Origin of the sequence: Shewanella spartinae (assembly GCF_019457555.1) — a bacterium.
Classification (GTDB): Bacteria; Pseudomonadota; Gammaproteobacteria; order Enterobacterales; family Shewanellaceae; genus Shewanella; species Shewanella loihica.
The window spans coordinates 1,773,923-1,790,140 of the sequence record NZ_CP080418.1; the positions used below are offsets into that span (position 1 = coordinate 1,773,923).

At 51.3% G+C, this 16,218-nt stretch carries 15 protein-coding genes; 8 read left to right on the plus strand and 7 right to left on the minus strand.

The features are described 5' to 3' along the window. The first annotated feature begins 20 nt into the window (after positions 1-20). The 4 genes from K0I31_RS07975 (at position 21) to K0I31_RS07990 (ending at position 3,395) form a co-directional block, all read left to right on the plus strand. Positions 21-632, plus strand: a complete 612-nt coding sequence (locus K0I31_RS07975; protein WP_220080468.1) for a fumarylacetoacetate hydrolase family protein — start codon at positions 21-23, stop codon at positions 630-632. Positions 633-720: 88 nt separating this feature from the next. Next, entirely contained in the window at positions 721-1,347 is a 627-nt protein-coding gene (catB, locus tag K0I31_RS07980; RefSeq protein WP_220080469.1) for a type B chloramphenicol O-acetyltransferase, read from the plus strand. Between the two features lie 336 nt (positions 1,348-1,683). Then, positions 1,684-2,973, plus strand: coding sequence for an NAD(P)/FAD-dependent oxidoreductase (locus K0I31_RS07985; protein WP_220080470.1), 1,290 nt, complete (start codon positions 1,684-1,686; stop codon positions 2,971-2,973). Positions 2,974-3,149: 176 nt separating this feature from the next. Beyond that, positions 3,150-3,395, plus strand: coding sequence for an HP1242/YdcH family protein (locus K0I31_RS07990; protein WP_011865337.1), 246 nt, complete (start codon positions 3,150-3,152; stop codon positions 3,393-3,395). Positions 3,396-3,497: 102 nt separating this feature from the next. Here the strand turns inward: K0I31_RS07990 and K0I31_RS07995 are convergent, their stop codons facing one another. Continuing rightward, a complete protein-coding gene (locus K0I31_RS07995; protein WP_220080471.1) occupies positions 3,498-4,367 on the minus strand; it encodes a LysR substrate-binding domain-containing protein in 870 nt (289 codons plus the stop codon). 200 nt (positions 4,368-4,567) lie between these two features. On the opposite strand from K0I31_RS07995, the gene K0I31_RS08000 reads away from it, so the two are divergent. Both K0I31_RS08000 and fghA read left to right on the plus strand, forming a co-directional pair. Beyond that, positions 4,568-5,698: an S-(hydroxymethyl)glutathione dehydrogenase/class III alcohol dehydrogenase gene (locus K0I31_RS08000; protein WP_258406606.1), complete on the plus strand. Its 1,131-nt coding sequence runs from the start codon at positions 4,568-4,570 to the stop codon at positions 5,696-5,698. A gap of 60 nt (positions 5,699-5,758) precedes the next feature. Beyond that, positions 5,759-6,595, plus strand: coding sequence for an S-formylglutathione hydrolase (gene fghA / locus K0I31_RS08005; RefSeq protein ID WP_220080472.1), 837 nt, complete (start codon positions 5,759-5,761; stop codon positions 6,593-6,595). 22 nt (positions 6,596-6,617) lie between these two features. Here the strand turns inward: fghA and K0I31_RS08010 are convergent, their stop codons facing one another. Together K0I31_RS08010 and K0I31_RS08015 are read right to left on the minus strand one after the other, a co-directional pair. Continuing rightward, complete coding sequence (locus K0I31_RS08010; protein ID WP_220080473.1) at positions 6,618-8,156, minus strand: MFS transporter; 1,539 nt, start codon at positions 8,154-8,156, stop codon at positions 6,618-6,620. Positions 8,157-8,170: 14 nt separating this feature from the next. Further along, positions 8,171-9,229: an HlyD family secretion protein gene (locus K0I31_RS08015; protein WP_220080474.1), complete on the minus strand. Its 1,059-nt coding sequence runs from the start codon at positions 9,227-9,229 to the stop codon at positions 8,171-8,173. 107 nt (positions 9,230-9,336) lie between these two features. On the opposite strand from K0I31_RS08015, the gene K0I31_RS08020 reads away from it, so the two are divergent. Then, complete coding sequence (locus K0I31_RS08020; protein ID WP_258406607.1) at positions 9,337-9,936, plus strand: TetR/AcrR family transcriptional regulator; 600 nt, start codon at positions 9,337-9,339, stop codon at positions 9,934-9,936. Positions 9,937-10,089: 153 nt separating this feature from the next. Here the strand turns inward: K0I31_RS08020 and K0I31_RS08025 are convergent, their stop codons facing one another. The 4 genes from K0I31_RS08025 to ppsR all read right to left on the minus strand — a co-directional run bounded on the left by K0I31_RS08025 (position 10,090) and on the right by ppsR (position 13,630). Further along, positions 10,090-10,749, minus strand: coding sequence for a response regulator transcription factor (locus K0I31_RS08025; RefSeq protein WP_220080476.1), 660 nt, complete (start codon positions 10,747-10,749; stop codon positions 10,090-10,092). A 250-nt stretch (positions 10,750-10,999) separates the two neighbouring features. Beyond that, complete coding sequence (locus K0I31_RS08030) at positions 11,000-11,425, minus strand: acyl-CoA thioesterase (protein ID WP_144198630.1); 426 nt, start codon at positions 11,423-11,425, stop codon at positions 11,000-11,002. Positions 11,426-11,578: 153 nt separating this feature from the next. Further along, positions 11,579-12,640, minus strand: coding sequence for a 3-deoxy-7-phosphoheptulonate synthase (locus K0I31_RS08035; RefSeq protein WP_220080477.1), 1,062 nt, complete (start codon positions 12,638-12,640; stop codon positions 11,579-11,581). 177 nt (positions 12,641-12,817) lie between these two features. Then, positions 12,818-13,630 (minus strand): posphoenolpyruvate synthetase regulatory kinase/phosphorylase PpsR, encoded by an 813-nt coding sequence (gene ppsR / locus K0I31_RS08040; protein WP_011865347.1) that lies wholly within the window; start codon positions 13,628-13,630, stop codon positions 12,818-12,820. A 126-nt stretch (positions 13,631-13,756) separates the two neighbouring features. Between ppsR and ppsA the strand changes: the two genes are divergently transcribed. Further along, complete coding sequence (gene ppsA / locus K0I31_RS08045) at positions 13,757-16,126, plus strand: phosphoenolpyruvate synthase (protein WP_220080478.1); 2,370 nt, start codon at positions 13,757-13,759, stop codon at positions 16,124-16,126. Positions 16,127-16,218 lie beyond the last annotated feature (92 nt).

The window sequence follows — 16,218 nt, forward strand, 5'->3', positions numbered from 1 at the left end:
CAACAGCGAAGGAGTGAAGATTGCGCTTGGTTAAATATCTAGACCAACAGGTGACGCCGAGTAAGATAGTCTGCGTCGGGCGAAACTATGTCGAGCACATCAAGGAGCTTAACAACGAGATGCCCGAAGAGATGGTGCTGTTCGTTAAGCCTAACTCGGCAATATCCGAGACGTTACTCAGCACAGATCAAGAGCCGCTACACTATGAGGCCGAACTCTGTTTCCTTGTGAAGGCGGGCCGCTTTGAGGCTGTGGGAGTCGGCTTAGATCTCACCAAACGTCAGCTACAGAGCCGTCTCAAGGCCAAGGGGTTACCCTGGGAGCGGGCCAAGTCTTTCGATGGCGCCGCGCTGTTTAGCGAGTTTGTACCGTTTGATGGCGATCTCGACTCACTCTCGTTTCGCCTGATCGTCGACGGTGAGCTGCGCCAGCAGGGGGATGTAGCCTTGATGCTTAATCGCCCCGAGGCCATGTTAGTCGAGATAGCCAGTTTCATGACCCTAGAAGATGGCGACATCCTGATGACAGGCACACCCAAGGGGGTGGGGCAGATAGTCGAAGGTGAGCACTTTACCCTCGCGCTCTATCAAGGGGAAAAGCAGCTTGTCAGCCAAAGCTGGGTGGCACAGTAAAGTGCGAATGCCCTAGTGCCAGCTTCTGTAACACTCGAATGCATGCCAGCTTGGGAAGGTGTGAGGACAAGTAACAACAGGTTTTAAGATGAAAAATTATTTTGATAGCCCTTTTGCCGGCCAATCGCTAAAGGAGCAGGTCACCAATCCCAACATTATCGTGGGCGAGCATAGCTATTATTCGGGCTATTATCATCAACACAGCTTCGATGATTGCGCCCGCTACCTGGCACCCGATAGGGACGATGTCGACCGGCTTATCATAGGCAACTACTGTTCCATTGGTTCTGGCGCCGTGTTTATGATGGCGGGCAATCAAGGCCATAGAAGCGACTGGGTCAGTAGCTTTCCCTTTTTCTATCAACAGGGTGATAGCTTTTCTGGCGCCCAGGATGGGTTTGTCCGCGCCGGTGATACCCTGATAGGCAACGATGTCTGGATAGGATCTGAAGCGATGATCATGCCCGGAGTCACAGTGGGGGATGGCGCCGTTGTTGCTAGTCGCGCCGTGGTGACCAAAGATGTGCCGCCTTATGCCATAGTAGGCGCCAACCCAGCGAAATTGATCCGCTATCGTTTCCCGGATGAAGAGATAGCCAAGTTAATGGAGATGCAATGGTGGCACTGGAGTGATGACAAGGTGAGAGCGGCGATGCATCTGCTCTGTAGCAAGGATATTGCCGGCCTTTACGCCTATTGGCAGCAGACCCGTTAACGTCTGCAGCGCGCCGCAGTCAGCGGCGCGTATCTGCTTTTATATTTACCCGTAAATTCATATAAATCATCATTTTTACTCTCTAGCTGTAACGTCCATTTCTTACTCCCTGCTTTCTTACTCCCTGTTTTCTTACTCCCTGTTTTCTTACGCCCTGTTTTCTTACCTCCTGTTTTCTTACTCTCTGTTTTCTTAGTTCGGTTTTTTCGAGCGAGTACCTAGTGAACTAGTTGACCTGACATTGCACCTAGGTATACTCGAATATCAAACGTGTTGTAAAAAATATAAAACAAAGCCGCATCATGGCGGCGCAACCTAACGATTAAGGAAAGCCGGATGTCACTCGCTCGCTGTAACTCTTATTACAATGCCACCATCAAGCAGGAGACCCATTATCCAAGCCTAGAGGGGGGGCTGGATGTCGATGTAGTGATCATAGGTGCCGGTTTTACCGGTGTGGCGACAGCACTGGAACTTGCCGAGCGTGGTGTCAAGGTGGCCGTCGTGGAGGCAAATAAGGTGGGCTGGGGGGCAACCGGTCGTAACGGCGGTCAGGTGACCGGCAGTCTATCTGGCGATAACGCCATGGTGAAACAGCTGCGTAATCGTATCGGCCATGAGGCGGAGGAGTTTGTCTGGAACCTGCGCTGGCGCGGCCATGAGATCATAAAAAAGCGGGTAGAAAAATATCAGATAGATTGTGACCTTAAATTCGGTCATCTGCATACCGCCTATAAGCCGGCCCACATGGCCGAGATGCAGACTACCTATGATGAGGGGTTAAGGCGGGGCATGGGCGATGAGCTAACCTTGCTGAGCAAGTCCGACATTCCCGACTATCTGGACACCCCGCTGTACCACGGTGGCTTATTGAATCGCCGCAACATGCATCTGCACTCGGTCAATCTCTGTATCGGTGAGGCGCGGGCCGCCGAGGCAAACGGCGCCTTGATCTTCGAGGGCTCACAGGTTTTGGACATTTCTGATAATGAGCGGGTTACCGTCACGACCGATAAGGGGCGGATCACCGCCAACTGCGCCGTACTGGCGGGCAATGCCTACCATAGGTTGGCGCGTCATAAGTTAAGGGGCATGCTGTTTCCCGCATCTTTGGGCAACTGCGCCACGGTGAGACTGGACCCACAACTGGCCAAGCAGCTCAACCCCCATGATTTAGCCGTATATGATAGCCGTTTCGTGCTCGACTATTACCGCATGACCGCCGATAACCGCTTGATGTTTGGCGGTGGCACCAACTATTCGGGGCGTGATTCTAAGGATGTGGCCGCCGAGCTGCGCCCGGCGATAGAGCGCACCTTCCCCCGCCTCAAGGGGGTGGAGATAGAGTTCGATTGGACCGGCATGGCGGGCATAGTGGTTAATCGTATCCCCCAGCTTGGTAAGGTATCCGAGCATCTGTTTTATTGTCAGGGCTACTCGGGTCATGGGGTGGCCACCTCGCACATCATGGGCGAGATCATGAGTCAGGCGGTGCAGGGCCAGCTTGAGGAGTTCGACCTCTTCGCCCAGATGAAACAGATAAGATTGCCGGTGGGTGATTGGCTCGGTAATCAGGGGATGGCGCTGGGCATGCTCTATTACCGCATGATGGAACATTTCAGGTAGCGAATGACTGGGCAAATCTCAGGTGTAAAGGCTTGTAAACAGCGCACTAAAACTTAAATTATCAACTCTTTGCAGTATTTTGTGAGGTGGATGCTGATCAGGGGCGTGATGGCGTGCTACATTTATGAACAAGGCATAAAATTTATCCATTTATCTGCTCAAGTAAAGGGGGCCTTATGCTAGGTGAAAACCACTCGCTCATTAACGACTTTCCTGATTATCAAGACCTGATCCTCAAACTCACCGAATCCGATGATGGGTTCGCGCAAGACAACAAGAAGTACAGTTCGTTAGACAAAGAGATCCGAACCTTAGAGCTTAACGATGCGCCTATCGACGATAGCGCCATGCATCAGCTTAAGCACGATAGAGCCGAGCTGAAAGACGCCCTCTATCAACGTCTGCTCGACGCCAGTAACTGACACGCGAGCAGCCGGATATCTGGCGTTAAGCGTTAAAAAAGAGAAACGCGCCTTCATACCAGATGAAGGGGCGTTTTTTATTGTCTTAAAACCTTGCAAGGTTTAGGGCAGGGCGCGGTCGAGAAACTCTACCATCAACTTCACCTTAGGTGAGAGGTGGCGGTTTTGGGGATAGAGGGCCCAGACCCCTTCGTTTGGCTCCTGATAGGCGTTGAGCACTGACACTAAACGGCCCGCCTTAAGGTCCTGACCTATATAGTAGTTGGGCAGCTGCACCAGTCCCAGTCCCTTAAGCGCCGCGTCTCTAAGGCCATGGCCGGTATTACACCTCAGATTGCCCTTTATCTTAAGCTGTCGCTCGCGCCCCTGTTCGAGGAAACGCCAGTAGTCATGATTGCCGATCAGGCAGTTGTGCCGGCTCAGTTCAGACAGGCTGTGGGGCTCGCCGAATCGCTTGAGATAATCTGGTGAGGCGCAAACATAGTTGATCCGCTGACTGATCCGCTTAGCGATCAGGCTGGAGTCGGCCAACTTGCCGATGCGAATCGCCAGGTCTATGCCCGCATCTACCAGTCTCACCTGACGGTTGGTGAGGGCGATATCCACCTCCACGTTAGGGTAGGCGAGCAGGAAGTCGTTGACGACAGGCAGGATATATTTCTCGCCATAGGCCACCGGCGCCGTCATCCTCAATAGCCCCTGGGGCAGGCCTCTTAAGCTGCTCAGCGCGCGCTCGGCTTCTTCCAGGCCATCGAGTACCTGACGGCAATGTCGGTAGTAGAGCTGTCCCTCCTCCGTCATGGAGACCTTGCGGGTGGTGCGATAGAGCAGCTTGGTATCCAGCCTCTGTTCCAGCGCGCCTACCTGGCGACTCACCTGGGCGGTAGAGATCCCTAAGCGCTTGCCCGCTTTAGTGAAACTCTCTGTCTCCGCCACCGCGACAAATTCGCTGACCCCTTCCCATTCCTGCATGGCTTTAAACCTATTATTACTATTTGGTAAAAATGATTTGTATAAAACGGAGATTATCATCTCATGTGAAATAAATAAAATAGGCTCAAGTGATCAAATCCACCGTGATGCAACTGCTGGCGAGACAAGGTAATGGTCAGCGACTACATTGAAGTGGGCAGACAGATACATAGATACAGACACTAAATGGAGCAAGCGAGATGACAGACAAGTTTATTAAATCTAAGGCCGCCATCGCCTGGGGACCGGGCCAGCCATTATCGGTAGAAGAGGTGGATGTGATGTATCCCAAGGCCGGTGAGGTGTTGGTGAAGATAGTCGCAACCGGTGTCTGCCATACCGATGCCTTTACCCTCTCGGGTGACGATCCTGAAGGTGTCTTCCCGGCGATCCTGGGCCACGAAGGTGGCGGTATTGTCGAGGCGGTCGGTGAAGGCGTCACCAGTGTGGCGGTAGGGGATCACGTGATCCCGCTTTATACCCCTGAGTGCGGCGAGTGTAAGTTCTGTAAGTCGGGTAAGACTAACCTGTGTCAGAAGATCCGCGAGACTCAAGGTAAAGGCTTGATGCCTGATGGCACCACGCGTTTCTTCAAAGATGGTCAGCCTATCTTCCACTACATGGGCTGCTCAACTTTCTCTGAATATACCGTACTGCCAGAGATCTCATTGGCCAAGGTTAATCCCGAGGCGCCGCTGGAAGAGGTGTGTCTGCTGGGCTGCGGCGTGACCACAGGCATGGGCGCGGTACTCAACACGGCTAAAGTTGAGCCGGGTGCCAGCGTCGCCATCTTCGGGATCGGCGGCATAGGCCTGTCGGCCATCATAGGCGCGACCATGGCGGGCGCTAGCCGCATCATCGCCATCGATATCAACGAGAGCAAGTTTGAGCTGGCCCGTCAGTTAGGGGCAACCGACTGCATCAACCCTAAAAACTATGACAAGCCTATCCAGGAAGTGATTGTTGAGCTGACCGATGGCGGCGTGGATTATTCCTTCGAGTGTATCGGTAATGTGGATGTGATGCGCTCGGCGCTGGAGTGCTGCCATAAGGGGTGGGGCGAGTCTGTGATCATCGGTGTCGCTGGCGCCGGTCAGGAGATCTCGACCCGTCCCTTCCAGCTGGTCACCGGCCGAGTCTGGCGCGGCAGTGCCTTCGGCGGCGTGAAGGGACGCTCAGAGCTGCCTGAGATCGTTGAGAAATACCTGCGCGGCGAATTTAAGCTCAGCGACTTTATCACTCACACCATGGCGCTGGAGGAGATCAACACTGCCTTCGACCTCATGCATGAGGGTAAGAGTATCCGCACTGTGGTGCACTTTAACCGATAGGCATCATTTGGCTTAGCTTAGGCGCAGACGCCCGCGTCTGCGCCCTTTAGGGATGAGAGTATGACCATAGAAAATATTAGCAGCAACAAGTGCTTCGGTGGTTGGCATAAGCAGTATCAGCATCAGTCTCGGGTGCTAAATTGCGCCATGCGCTTCGCCATCTACCTGCCGCCTCAGGCCAGCGAGCAGAAGGTGCCAGTGCTCTACTGGCTATCGGGTCTGACCTGCACGGATGAAAACTTCATGCAAAAGGCTGGCGCCATGCGCATCGCGGCTGAACTTGGAGTAGCCATCGTCGCGCCCGATACCAGCCCAAGAGGAATGGAGGTGGCCGATGACGCTGCCTACGACCTGGGCCAAGGCGCGGGGTTTTATCTCAACGCGACTCAGGAGCCCTGGCAGGCGCACTATCAGATGTATGATTATGTGGTTGAGGAGCTCCCAGAGCTTATCGAGGCCCATTTCCCGGTGACCGAGGCGCGCTCACTGGCTGGTCACTCCATGGGAGGCCACGGCGCCTTGACCATAGGCCTTAAGCATCCAGATCGTTATCGTTCGGTCTCGGCCTTTAGCCCTATCGTCAATCCCATCAACTGCCCGTGGGGGCAGAAGGCCTTTACTGAGTATCTGGGTAAGAATCGCGATGCTTGGCTGGCCTATGATGCCTGTGAGCTGATGAAGCAGGCCAGTTGCGATCTGCCGATTTTTATCGATCAGGGCAGTAGCGATAACTTCCTCGAGGAGCAGCTAAGACCAGAGGCCTTGATTGCGGTGGCCAAGGAGAAGGAGTATCCGCTGATCCTGCGCATGCAGGAGGGGTACGATCACAGCTATTACTTCATCGCCACTTTTATCGAAGATCATCTGAGATTCCACGCTAAGTATCTCTATGATTAATTTTGCAAGAGACCCAAATATATTATTTGGGTCTCGCGGGGTGATTTGCCCACTTCATCGTGAGCACCATGCTGGGTATGATGATAAGGGTCGTAGCGATTAACCATTGATAGTTGTTTACGCCGGCCACAGACAGCGCCTGCGTCTTAAGTTGGCTCATCAACAGCAGGGCTGAGCGCTCGGGCGTCGGCGCCAGCGTTGACTGCTGTAGGCTGGCTGTGATCAGCTGTTGGTGGTGGATGAACGTCTCGTTTAGAGGGTCATAGTTTTCGGCTAACTTTTGCATGGCGTTGCTGGTTTCTATGGTCATGAAACGAGAAAACTCCCCTATGGCAGACAGCGAGCCTAGATTACGAAATAGGTAGAACCAGGCGATCGTTTCGAGCAGGTGCTGTCTTGGTAAACTACGCAGAATATGTATGGTCAGCGTGATGTTGAGTATTCCAATGGCGAAGCCTTTAAGCAATATTGCAGGCCAAAGATAAGCTTGACCTATCAAGGCATTGCTTCCCGTTAGCCATATACAGGTAGCTATCATCATGATGATACCTATGGGGACGACTTTGAAGGGATTACGATCGGGGTTGCAGGTGGCGAAGAGTGCAACGCCAAGGCCAGCAAGCATGCCGACAAAGCCGATAAGGTTGATATAACCCGCGTTAGCGGCGCTGTATTGCATTATTTTCGTCATATACACAGAGGTGAGCATGGAGATGGCTAATACGACAAAGCCTGCGATGGAGGCTTGTAACATGCTCAGTTTCCCAATACGGCTAGCCAAGACGCTTGCTTCTAAATATTGTCCTCGTCCCCGGCGGTTTTTTATTGCTAAGCCTAATAGTGTTATCGCCGAGGCGGTAATTAGCGTAATCCAGATAATGCTCGGCGTTTCAAACCAGTCAAAGCGCTCGCCCCGAAGCAGTATGTAGGCAATGCCACAGCTAGCGATCGTCAGCAACAGGGCTTGTAACCAGTTAAAGCCTATTTCCTGTGTCTCTTCCAGATGGGGCCAGTGACCGAATCGCGCCCAGCCGAGCATGAGTAAGAAGGGGACTAGCTGTAGTGAGAAAGACCATCGCCATAAATTGTTCTCTGCCAGGATAGACAGTAGGTAGGGGTAGATGCCCAGCGGAACTAAAACCGCCACTAGCAGCACTAGGCTCTCGGCATAAGCAATAGCCCTGAAGTTAAGATTCTTTAAGATGATGGCATGGGCGAACAGCACTAGAAAGCTTGCCGATAAGCCGTGCCCAAACCAACTCAACATCTGAGGTGCTGGTTGCATGCATAGGCTGCTGGCCAGTGTACTGAATAGGCCTACGACTGCGCCAATACGAAATAGCTGCCTATAGCCGAAACGACTAGCCAGCCAGGCGCCGAGCGGAAGCGCAATCAGTAAACCAAAAGTATTAAGTGTGTTAAACCAGCTGGCCTCATCCAGAGACAGGCCGATACTCGCTGCTATCTGTGAGGCGCTACTATTATAGATTTGACCGGTAATGCTCTGGGGAATCACTGCAAGTAGAGCTAAGAGCAGAATATTGAGAACCTGTTTATTCATAAGAACCTACCATCTCAATGATTGGTATCGATTGTTACCTCAGCCGATAAGCCGGGTACAATTCTGCCTTGGAGTGCCTTGGGGATCTCGAGGGCAATCTTGATGGGGACACGTTGTACTATCTTGACGAAGTTGCCTGTCGCATTGTCCGGTGGCAGTAGACCAAATTGCGCGCCTGTCGCTGGCGCAATGCTCAATACCCGTCCTTTAAGGTGTTGCTCGGGAAAGCTGTCGAGCAGCACGTCGACAAGCTGACCTGGCAATATATTTGTGATTTGGGTTTCCTTATAGTTGGCCTCTATCCAGATAGATTCGACAGGAACGATAGCCAGAAGGGGAGCGCCTTTACTGGCAAAGCGTCCGGCGCGCAGGGCGCGATTGCCTATGATGCCGGCAACGGGGGCTCTGACCTGTGTATTCTCTAATCTTAGTTTGGCCAGTGCCAGCGCAGCATTGGCCTGCTCGGCTTGGGCATTCAAACGAGCCTTATCACTCCTAAGGGTGTTGAGTTGTTGCTTGGCCGAACTAAGCTGTAACTGGCTCGCAGCCAGTTTCGCTTTCGCCTGATTGTTCTTATTGGTTTGCGCTTCAAACTGTGATTGAGAAATGAGTTCCTTATCTAACAGGTTTTGCAGTCGATGCCATTCTGCTTGGTGAAATATGGCATCGGCCATAGTCGAGTCTATCTGAGTCGATACCTGTTTTATCGATATCTGCTGTAGCTTTATACGCTCATCTATATTGGCAATTGCCGCCTGCGCCATGGTCAGTCCTGCCTTGGCTTGATTGTATTGAGCCAGATAATCTCTGTCGTCAATTTGTGCCAGCAGTTCACCTGCTTCTACATATTGGTTATCGGTTATGTAGACGTGATTAATAATGCCCGATACCTCGGCACTCACTTGCGAAATTTCCCCCTGAACATAGGCGTTATCTGTGCTGATCAAGCCTGCTTTGGGAAACTGGTAATAATAAAACAGAGAAGCGAATAACATCATGCTGCTGATAATTATCGCTTTTTTAATTTTGTTGCCCTGTGTTTTGCGAAGAAGTTGTTTCATGATGACGACCATATATACAATACTGTACCGTTCAGTATCATATCTGTGGTTCGAAAAGGATGCAACCTTATCCTATAAAAAAGTGTACTATGGGGTATCAAAAGTTAGAGGAGGTGTTTATGCGACCATCGAGTTTGAGAAAGCGGCAGAGGTATTTGCAGGTAGCCGCAGAACTCTTTTTAGAGCAGGGCTATGAAGGCACCAGCCTAGATCAGTTGATAGAGCATTGTGGTGGCTCAAAGCTTACCTTGTATAACTACTTTAATGATAAACAAGGCCTGTTAAAAGCCGTGGTTGTTGAACTGACCGAACGCCTGCAACTGGGGTTAAGCGTAGATGTAGATGCCGATAGAGTATTTAGGGAAGAGTTATTGTCTTTCGCGTTGAAATATTTGGAGTTTATCTATCACCCTGAGCTCTTGAAGTTGGCGCGCTTACTGATGACACAGACAAAAACCGCACCGGAATTAGTGGCATTTTTTCTTGAGCGAAGTTCAGGCCATTCTCAACAAGCATTACAGGATTATTTGATGCATCGACAAGCGATGGACAAACTCGTCATCACAGACTTGGCCATAGCGAGCGAACAATTTCTCGGTGCATTAAAGGGAAATCGTCATTTCGAAGCCTTATTCGGTGGGCAAATGCTGACATCTGATGAAATGAAAATTTACGCAAAGCATGCAGTAGATAACTTTATTCGCTGTTATCAATCTTGAATACAATGCTGCCGAAAGCTGCGGACTGGAGTCGACTGGTTCGGTTATTTGCCAAAAGTGCTTATTTATGAGGAATGCTTCTTGGCTGAGATCTATTGAGGCTTGGGAATAGACAGGGAGAGAAAGGGAAGATCTTAGGATCTTCCACTTAGGTTATAGCTCGACCTTTTCCATCTCCAGCTGCTGCAGGGCGATAACTGCCTGGGTGCGGTTTCTCACCCCGAGTTTTCTAAAGATGGCGGTGGCGTGGGCCTTGATGGTGGCCTCGGATACGCCTAAATCGTAGGCGATCTGCTTGTTGAGCAGGCCTTCGGCAAACATCTGTAGCACCTTATATTGCTGCGGCGTGAGATCGGCGAGCTTGGCCGCCATCTGATCCGTGGCATCTTCGTTGATCTCTTGCAGTTCTATGTTTTCTGGTAGCCAGATATCGCCATAGAGCACAGCCGTGAGGGCCTCCGAGAGGGTTTCCATGGAGGCAGACTTGGGAATAAACCCGGCGCTACCATAGTGGACGGCGCGGCTGATGGTCATGGCATCTTCGTGAGCGGAGATCACCACCACAGGCAGTTCGGGGAAATGGGTTCTTAGGTGTATTAAGGTGGAGTAACCATGGGAGCCGGGCATCTGTAGATCCAGCAACACTAAGTCATAGGCGTTGTTGCCCTGTTCCAATAGGCCTTGTAGGGCTTCGGCGCTATCGGCCTCAAACCATTGGGTGTCGGCAAAGGCGCCGCTCAATGCCTGTCGCAGCGCATTCCTAAATAATGGATGATCATCTGCGATGATGATGTGCAAGTTTTCGAGCTTCATTGCTTTTTGATTATCTTTGTTGCACTTGAAGGTAAAGTCAATGTAACAGATAAATGACTCAGTATTCTATTGCTTTTGTGTCTGGGCGACGGGATTTTTTCGTTTTTACAAACAATTATTAGACTTAAGTCTAATGAGTCTTGGCTGAGAGCAGGAGATACGAGGTGCGAGATTAGGGAAGGTTAGAGGCGAGAGGTAAGAGGTAAGAGGTCGGCAGGTGTGCGCCCGCCGACAGGAGACCTTCTTAAAATCAGTCGCCGCTCCACACCTTGGTGGGTTTACGATCTTCATCCAGCGCCACAAAGGTGAAGACGCCGCGAATGGCATGCTCACGATGATCTTGGTACATATCTTCGACGAAGATGTTGACCTCAACCTTGAGGGAGGTGTTACCCACATAGATCACGTTGGCGATGATCTCTGCCAGGGTGCCGGCAGGAATCGACTTATTGAAGTCGATACGATCTGAACTGACGGTCACTAGGGTCTTGCGGCAGAAGCGGGTTGCGGCGATAAAGGCGGTCTCATCCATCCAGGCCAAGGCCTCGCCACCAAAGAGGGTGTTGTGGTGGTTGGTGATAGAGGGAAAAATCGCTTTGATCACCCGGGCTTCTGACTGCGCGATGCGCGCGCGAATGGCGTCAGAATACTGAGTTTCTGTATCGGTTAGGGGCATACGGCAACCTTAAGGTTATGCATTGAAAAAAACCGGCGGATTATACTGATAATCGCGGCGTAATGACAGCGCTGTAGCCCGGTAATGTGGTGGGTTTCATGACATTAAAAAAGGCTTCACGAGGAAGCCTTTTTAAAATAATCACATTAGGTATTAGCTAAGCTTTGCCATGCGCGCCTTGGAGGCTGCAGCAAGGTCTCGCAGTAGCTTTTCAGAGTCGGTCCAGTCGAGGCAGGCATCCGTGATGCTCTTACCGTAAACCAGTGGTTCACCGGCAACCACCTTCTGGTTGCCCTCTTCGATAAAGCTCTCGGCCATGATGCCGGCAATCGCGGTCGAGCCTGAGGCGACCTGTGCCATGATATCTTTGGCGACCTCGAGTTGACGCTTATGCTGCTTCTGGCTGTTGCCGTGGCTAAAGTCCACCACCATACGGTGAGATAGACCCACGTCTTTAAGCTTCTGCGCCGCAGCCTGAATGTCGGCCTCATGGTAGTTAGGCTGCTTGCCGCCACGCAGTATGATGTGGCCATAAGGGTTACCACTGGTACGGTAAACGGCCATGGCGCCATCTTTATCGGGCGAGTAGAAGATGTGGGGTTCCTTGGCGGCGCGCACCGCGTCGATGGCGATATTGATGTTGCCATCGGTACCGTTCTTAAAGCCTACGGGGCAGGAGAGCGCCGAGGCCATCTCACGGTGGATCTGACTCTCAGTGGTTCGGGCGCCAACCGCGCCCCAGGTGATGAGGTCGGCAATATACTGACCGTTAACCATATCTAAAAATTCGGTGGCGATAGGCAGGTTTAGCTCGGTGATCTCTTGCAGCAGGTGACGCGCCAGGCGCAGGCCCTTGTTGGCATTAAAGCTACCGTCGAGATCCGGATCTGAGATCAGTCCCTTCCAACCAACCGTGGTACGAGGTTTCTCGAAATAGACGCGCATCAGGATGCAGAGTGAGTCTTTGAGTTCTTTGTGCAGCACGGCCAGACGCTTAGCGTAGTCGATGGCAGCCTGGGTGTCGTGGATAGAGCAGGGGCCGATGATCACCAGAAGACGTTTGTCTTCACCTGTGAGAATGGCTTCAACTTCACGTCTCTGTTGAACCAGGTAGTCGGCGGCGTCTTGAGTAAGCGGGTATTCAGATGCGAGTTTAGCAGGTGAAATGGCCTTACATAGTAATGTGGTGCGTAGTTCGTCTGTTTTAATGGTCATTCAATATACCGAGCGTTTGTCTTGGCTTTCGCCTGATTGCCTCGGATTATAACCAATAGTTGCTAGCTGCACAGGGGTAAACAGATGAAAATTTCCGGTATTTGTCTACATCTGTGCAGTTAGCTTGCCATTTGGGGCGCTTAACTTGCCTCTATATAGGCAGAGGTCAGCCTAGTTTTAGAACATATGACGTTCCAGGCCGGTGACATCCAGAATCTTGGTGGCGATCTCTTCTACCGAGTGGTTGGTGGTGTTGACGAAGGGAATGCGCTCGCGCTTATACATCATCTCTACCTCTTTTACCTCGATACGGCACTGTCTCAGCGAGGAGTAGCGGCTGTTCTCCATGCGGCTCTGACGGATCTCATGCAGGCGCACAGGGTCGATAGTCAGACCAAACAGCTTATGTTTGTTCTTCTTTAACACCTCGGGCAGCTTAAGGTTGTCCATGTCATCTTCGATGAAGGGATAGTTAGCCGCCTTGATACCAAACTGCATCGACAGATACAGGCTGCTGGGGGTCTTGCCGCAACGGGATACACCCAGCAGCACTATGTCTGCCTTGTCGATATGTTTGAGGGTCTGACCGTCATCGTTTTCCATGGCGTAATTGATGGCGTCGATACGCGCCTCATAGCTGTGGTTTGCTTTGCCGTGAGTTCTGTGGGTGACGGGAACCGCCTTGACGCCTAACTGATCTTCCAGGGGGGCAACGAAGGTGTTCAAGAAGTCATAGTCGATACACTCACTACTGTAGATGATGTCTCGGATCTCGGCTTTGACGATAGAATGGAACACAAGTGGTCGTTCGCCTGTTGTAATAAAACAATCATTAATTTGTGCTTTTACCGCCTCGGCTTTCTGAGTTGTCTCGACAAATGGAATAGTAAGTGCTTCAAACTCAACTGGAAATTGAGACAGTACCGCATGGCCAAAAACCTCGGCCGTGATCGCCGTCCCATCTGAGATATAAAAGACTTTACGTGACATTTTGACCTCTTGTAGTAATAAAATTACAAATAAAATTATAGATTTACGCGTCTTGCTGTGGAGTGTAAAATGCCGCTGCCCTCGTGTGAAGGGGCCACACTGAAATAAACTTGCGGAGATAGAACTGTGCAGCAATATGTACTCTGGTATCAAGAATTAGGCATGGGTGACGTCAACAAGGTAGGCGGTAAAAATGCCTCTCTTGGGGAGATGATCAGCAATCTAGCTAATGCAGGTGTTCAAGTGCCTGGTGGCTTTGCGACCACTTCCTTTGCGTTCAATGAATTTCTTGAACAAAGCGGACTTAACCAGAAGATATACGAGACGCTAGAAGCTCTAGACGTCGACGACGTGAATGCACTCGCCACCGCAGGTGCACAGATCCGACAGTGGGTTATCGATACCCCGTTCCATAGCGAATTTGAGCAGGTTGTACGTGAGTCGTACGACAAGCTTTCCTCAGAAACTAACGATGCATCGTTCGCAGTACGCTCTTCAGCGACTGCTGAAGATATGCCAGATGCTTCATTTGCCGGCCAACAGGAAACCTTCCTGAACGTTAAAGGCTTCGACGCAGTACTGGTTGCTATCAAGCACGTATTCGCCTCTCTCTTTAACGACCGAGCTATCTCATACCGTGTACACCAAGGTTATGACCACAAAGGCGTTGCGCTTTCAGCTGGCGTACAGCGTATGGTTCGTTCAGACACCGCCGCTTCAGGTGTAATGTTCACCATGGATACTGAGTCAGGTAACAACGATGTAGTCTTCGTGACCTCTTCATTCGGCCTGGGTGAGATGGTAGTACAAGGCGCGGTGAACCCAGATGAGTTCTATGTTCACAAGCCAAGCCTGACCGCAGGTCACAAGGCCGTTGTTCGCCGCAACATCGGTAGCAAGTTGATTCAGATGGTTTACTCTGACGACCTGAGCCACGGTAAGCAGGTGAAGATTGAAGATGTACCCGCCGATATGCGTCGTCAATTCTCTATCAGCGATGAAGAGGTGATGGAGCTGGCTAAGCAAGCCATGATCATCGAGAGGCACTACGGTCGTCCAATGGACATCGAGTGGGCTAAAGATGGTAACGACGGCAAACTGTATATAGTACAGGCGCGTCCAGAAACCGTGCGTTCACGTGAAGATGTACAGCTGATTGAGCGTTTCCACCTCAAGACCAAGAGCGAAGTGATTGGCGAAGGTCGTGCCATCGGTCATAAGATCGGTAATGGTACCGCAAAGGTACTGGCTTCTATCGAAGATATGGATCAGATCCAAGAAGGTGACGTACTGGTTACCGATATGACTGACCCAGATTGGGAGCCAATCATGAAGCGCGCCAGCGCTATCGTTACTAATCGTGGTGGCCGTACTTGTCACGCGGCGATCATCGCCCGTGAACTCGGCGTACCGGCGGTAGTAGGTTGTGGCGACATCACAGACAAGATCAAGCATGGTCAACAGGTGACTGTTTCTTGTGCCGAAGGTGACACAGGTTACATCTACGAAGGTATCCAAGAGTTTGACGTTATGTCTTCTCGCGTCGATTCCATGCCTGAACTGCCGATGAAGATCATGATGAACGTTGGTAACCCAGACAGAGCGTTCGACTTCGCTCGTCTGCCTAACGAAGGTGTGGGTCTGGCGCGTCTTGAGTTCATCATCAACCGTATGATCGGTATTCACCCTAAGGCGCTGCTTGAGTTCAACGACCAAAGCGCCGAGCTGCAGCAAGAGATCCACGAGATGATCGCCGGCTACGAGTCACCAGTAGAATACTACGTGGCACGTCTGGTTGAAGGTATCGCGACTATCGCATCGGCCTTCCATCCGAAGAAAGTTATCGTACGTATGTCAGACTTCAAGTCTAACGAGTACGCTAACCTGGTTGGTGGTGACCGTTACGAGCCGGAAGAAGAGAACCCAATGCTGGGCTTCCGCGGTGCGAGCCGTTACATCTCTGAGTCGTTCCGCGACTGCTTCGCCCTTGAGTGCGAAGCCATCAAGCGTGTTCGCAACGAGATGGGTCTGACGAATGTAGAGATCATGATCCCATTTGTACGTACGCTTGAAGAAGGCCGTCAGGTTATCGAACTGCTGAAAGAGCAAGGCTTGGAGCGTGGTAAAGATGGTCTACGCGTCATCATGATGTGTGAGCTGCCTTCTAACGCCCTACTAGCCGACCAGTTCCTCGAGATCTTCGACGGTTTCTCAATCGGTTCGAACGATTTGACCCAGCTAACCCTAGGTCTGGACCGTGACTCAGGCATCATCAGCCACCTGTTCGACGAGCGTAACGAAGCCGTTAAGGCTCTGCTGGCAATGGCTATCAAGGCCGCCAAGGCGAAAGGCGCTTACGTGGGTATCTGTGGTCAAGGTCCTTCTGACCACGCGGACTTTGCGGCTTGGTTGGTAGAGCAGGGCATCGATACCGTATCGCTTAACCCAGATACAGTGATCGATACCTGGTTATACCTGGGTGAAGCTCACGCTTAATTATTCTTTAGATAGAATAAGCTAATTGACGAAAGCCGCTTTTTAGCGGCTTTTTTTTGTTTATAATGGCAACATTATTTTAATAAACACCA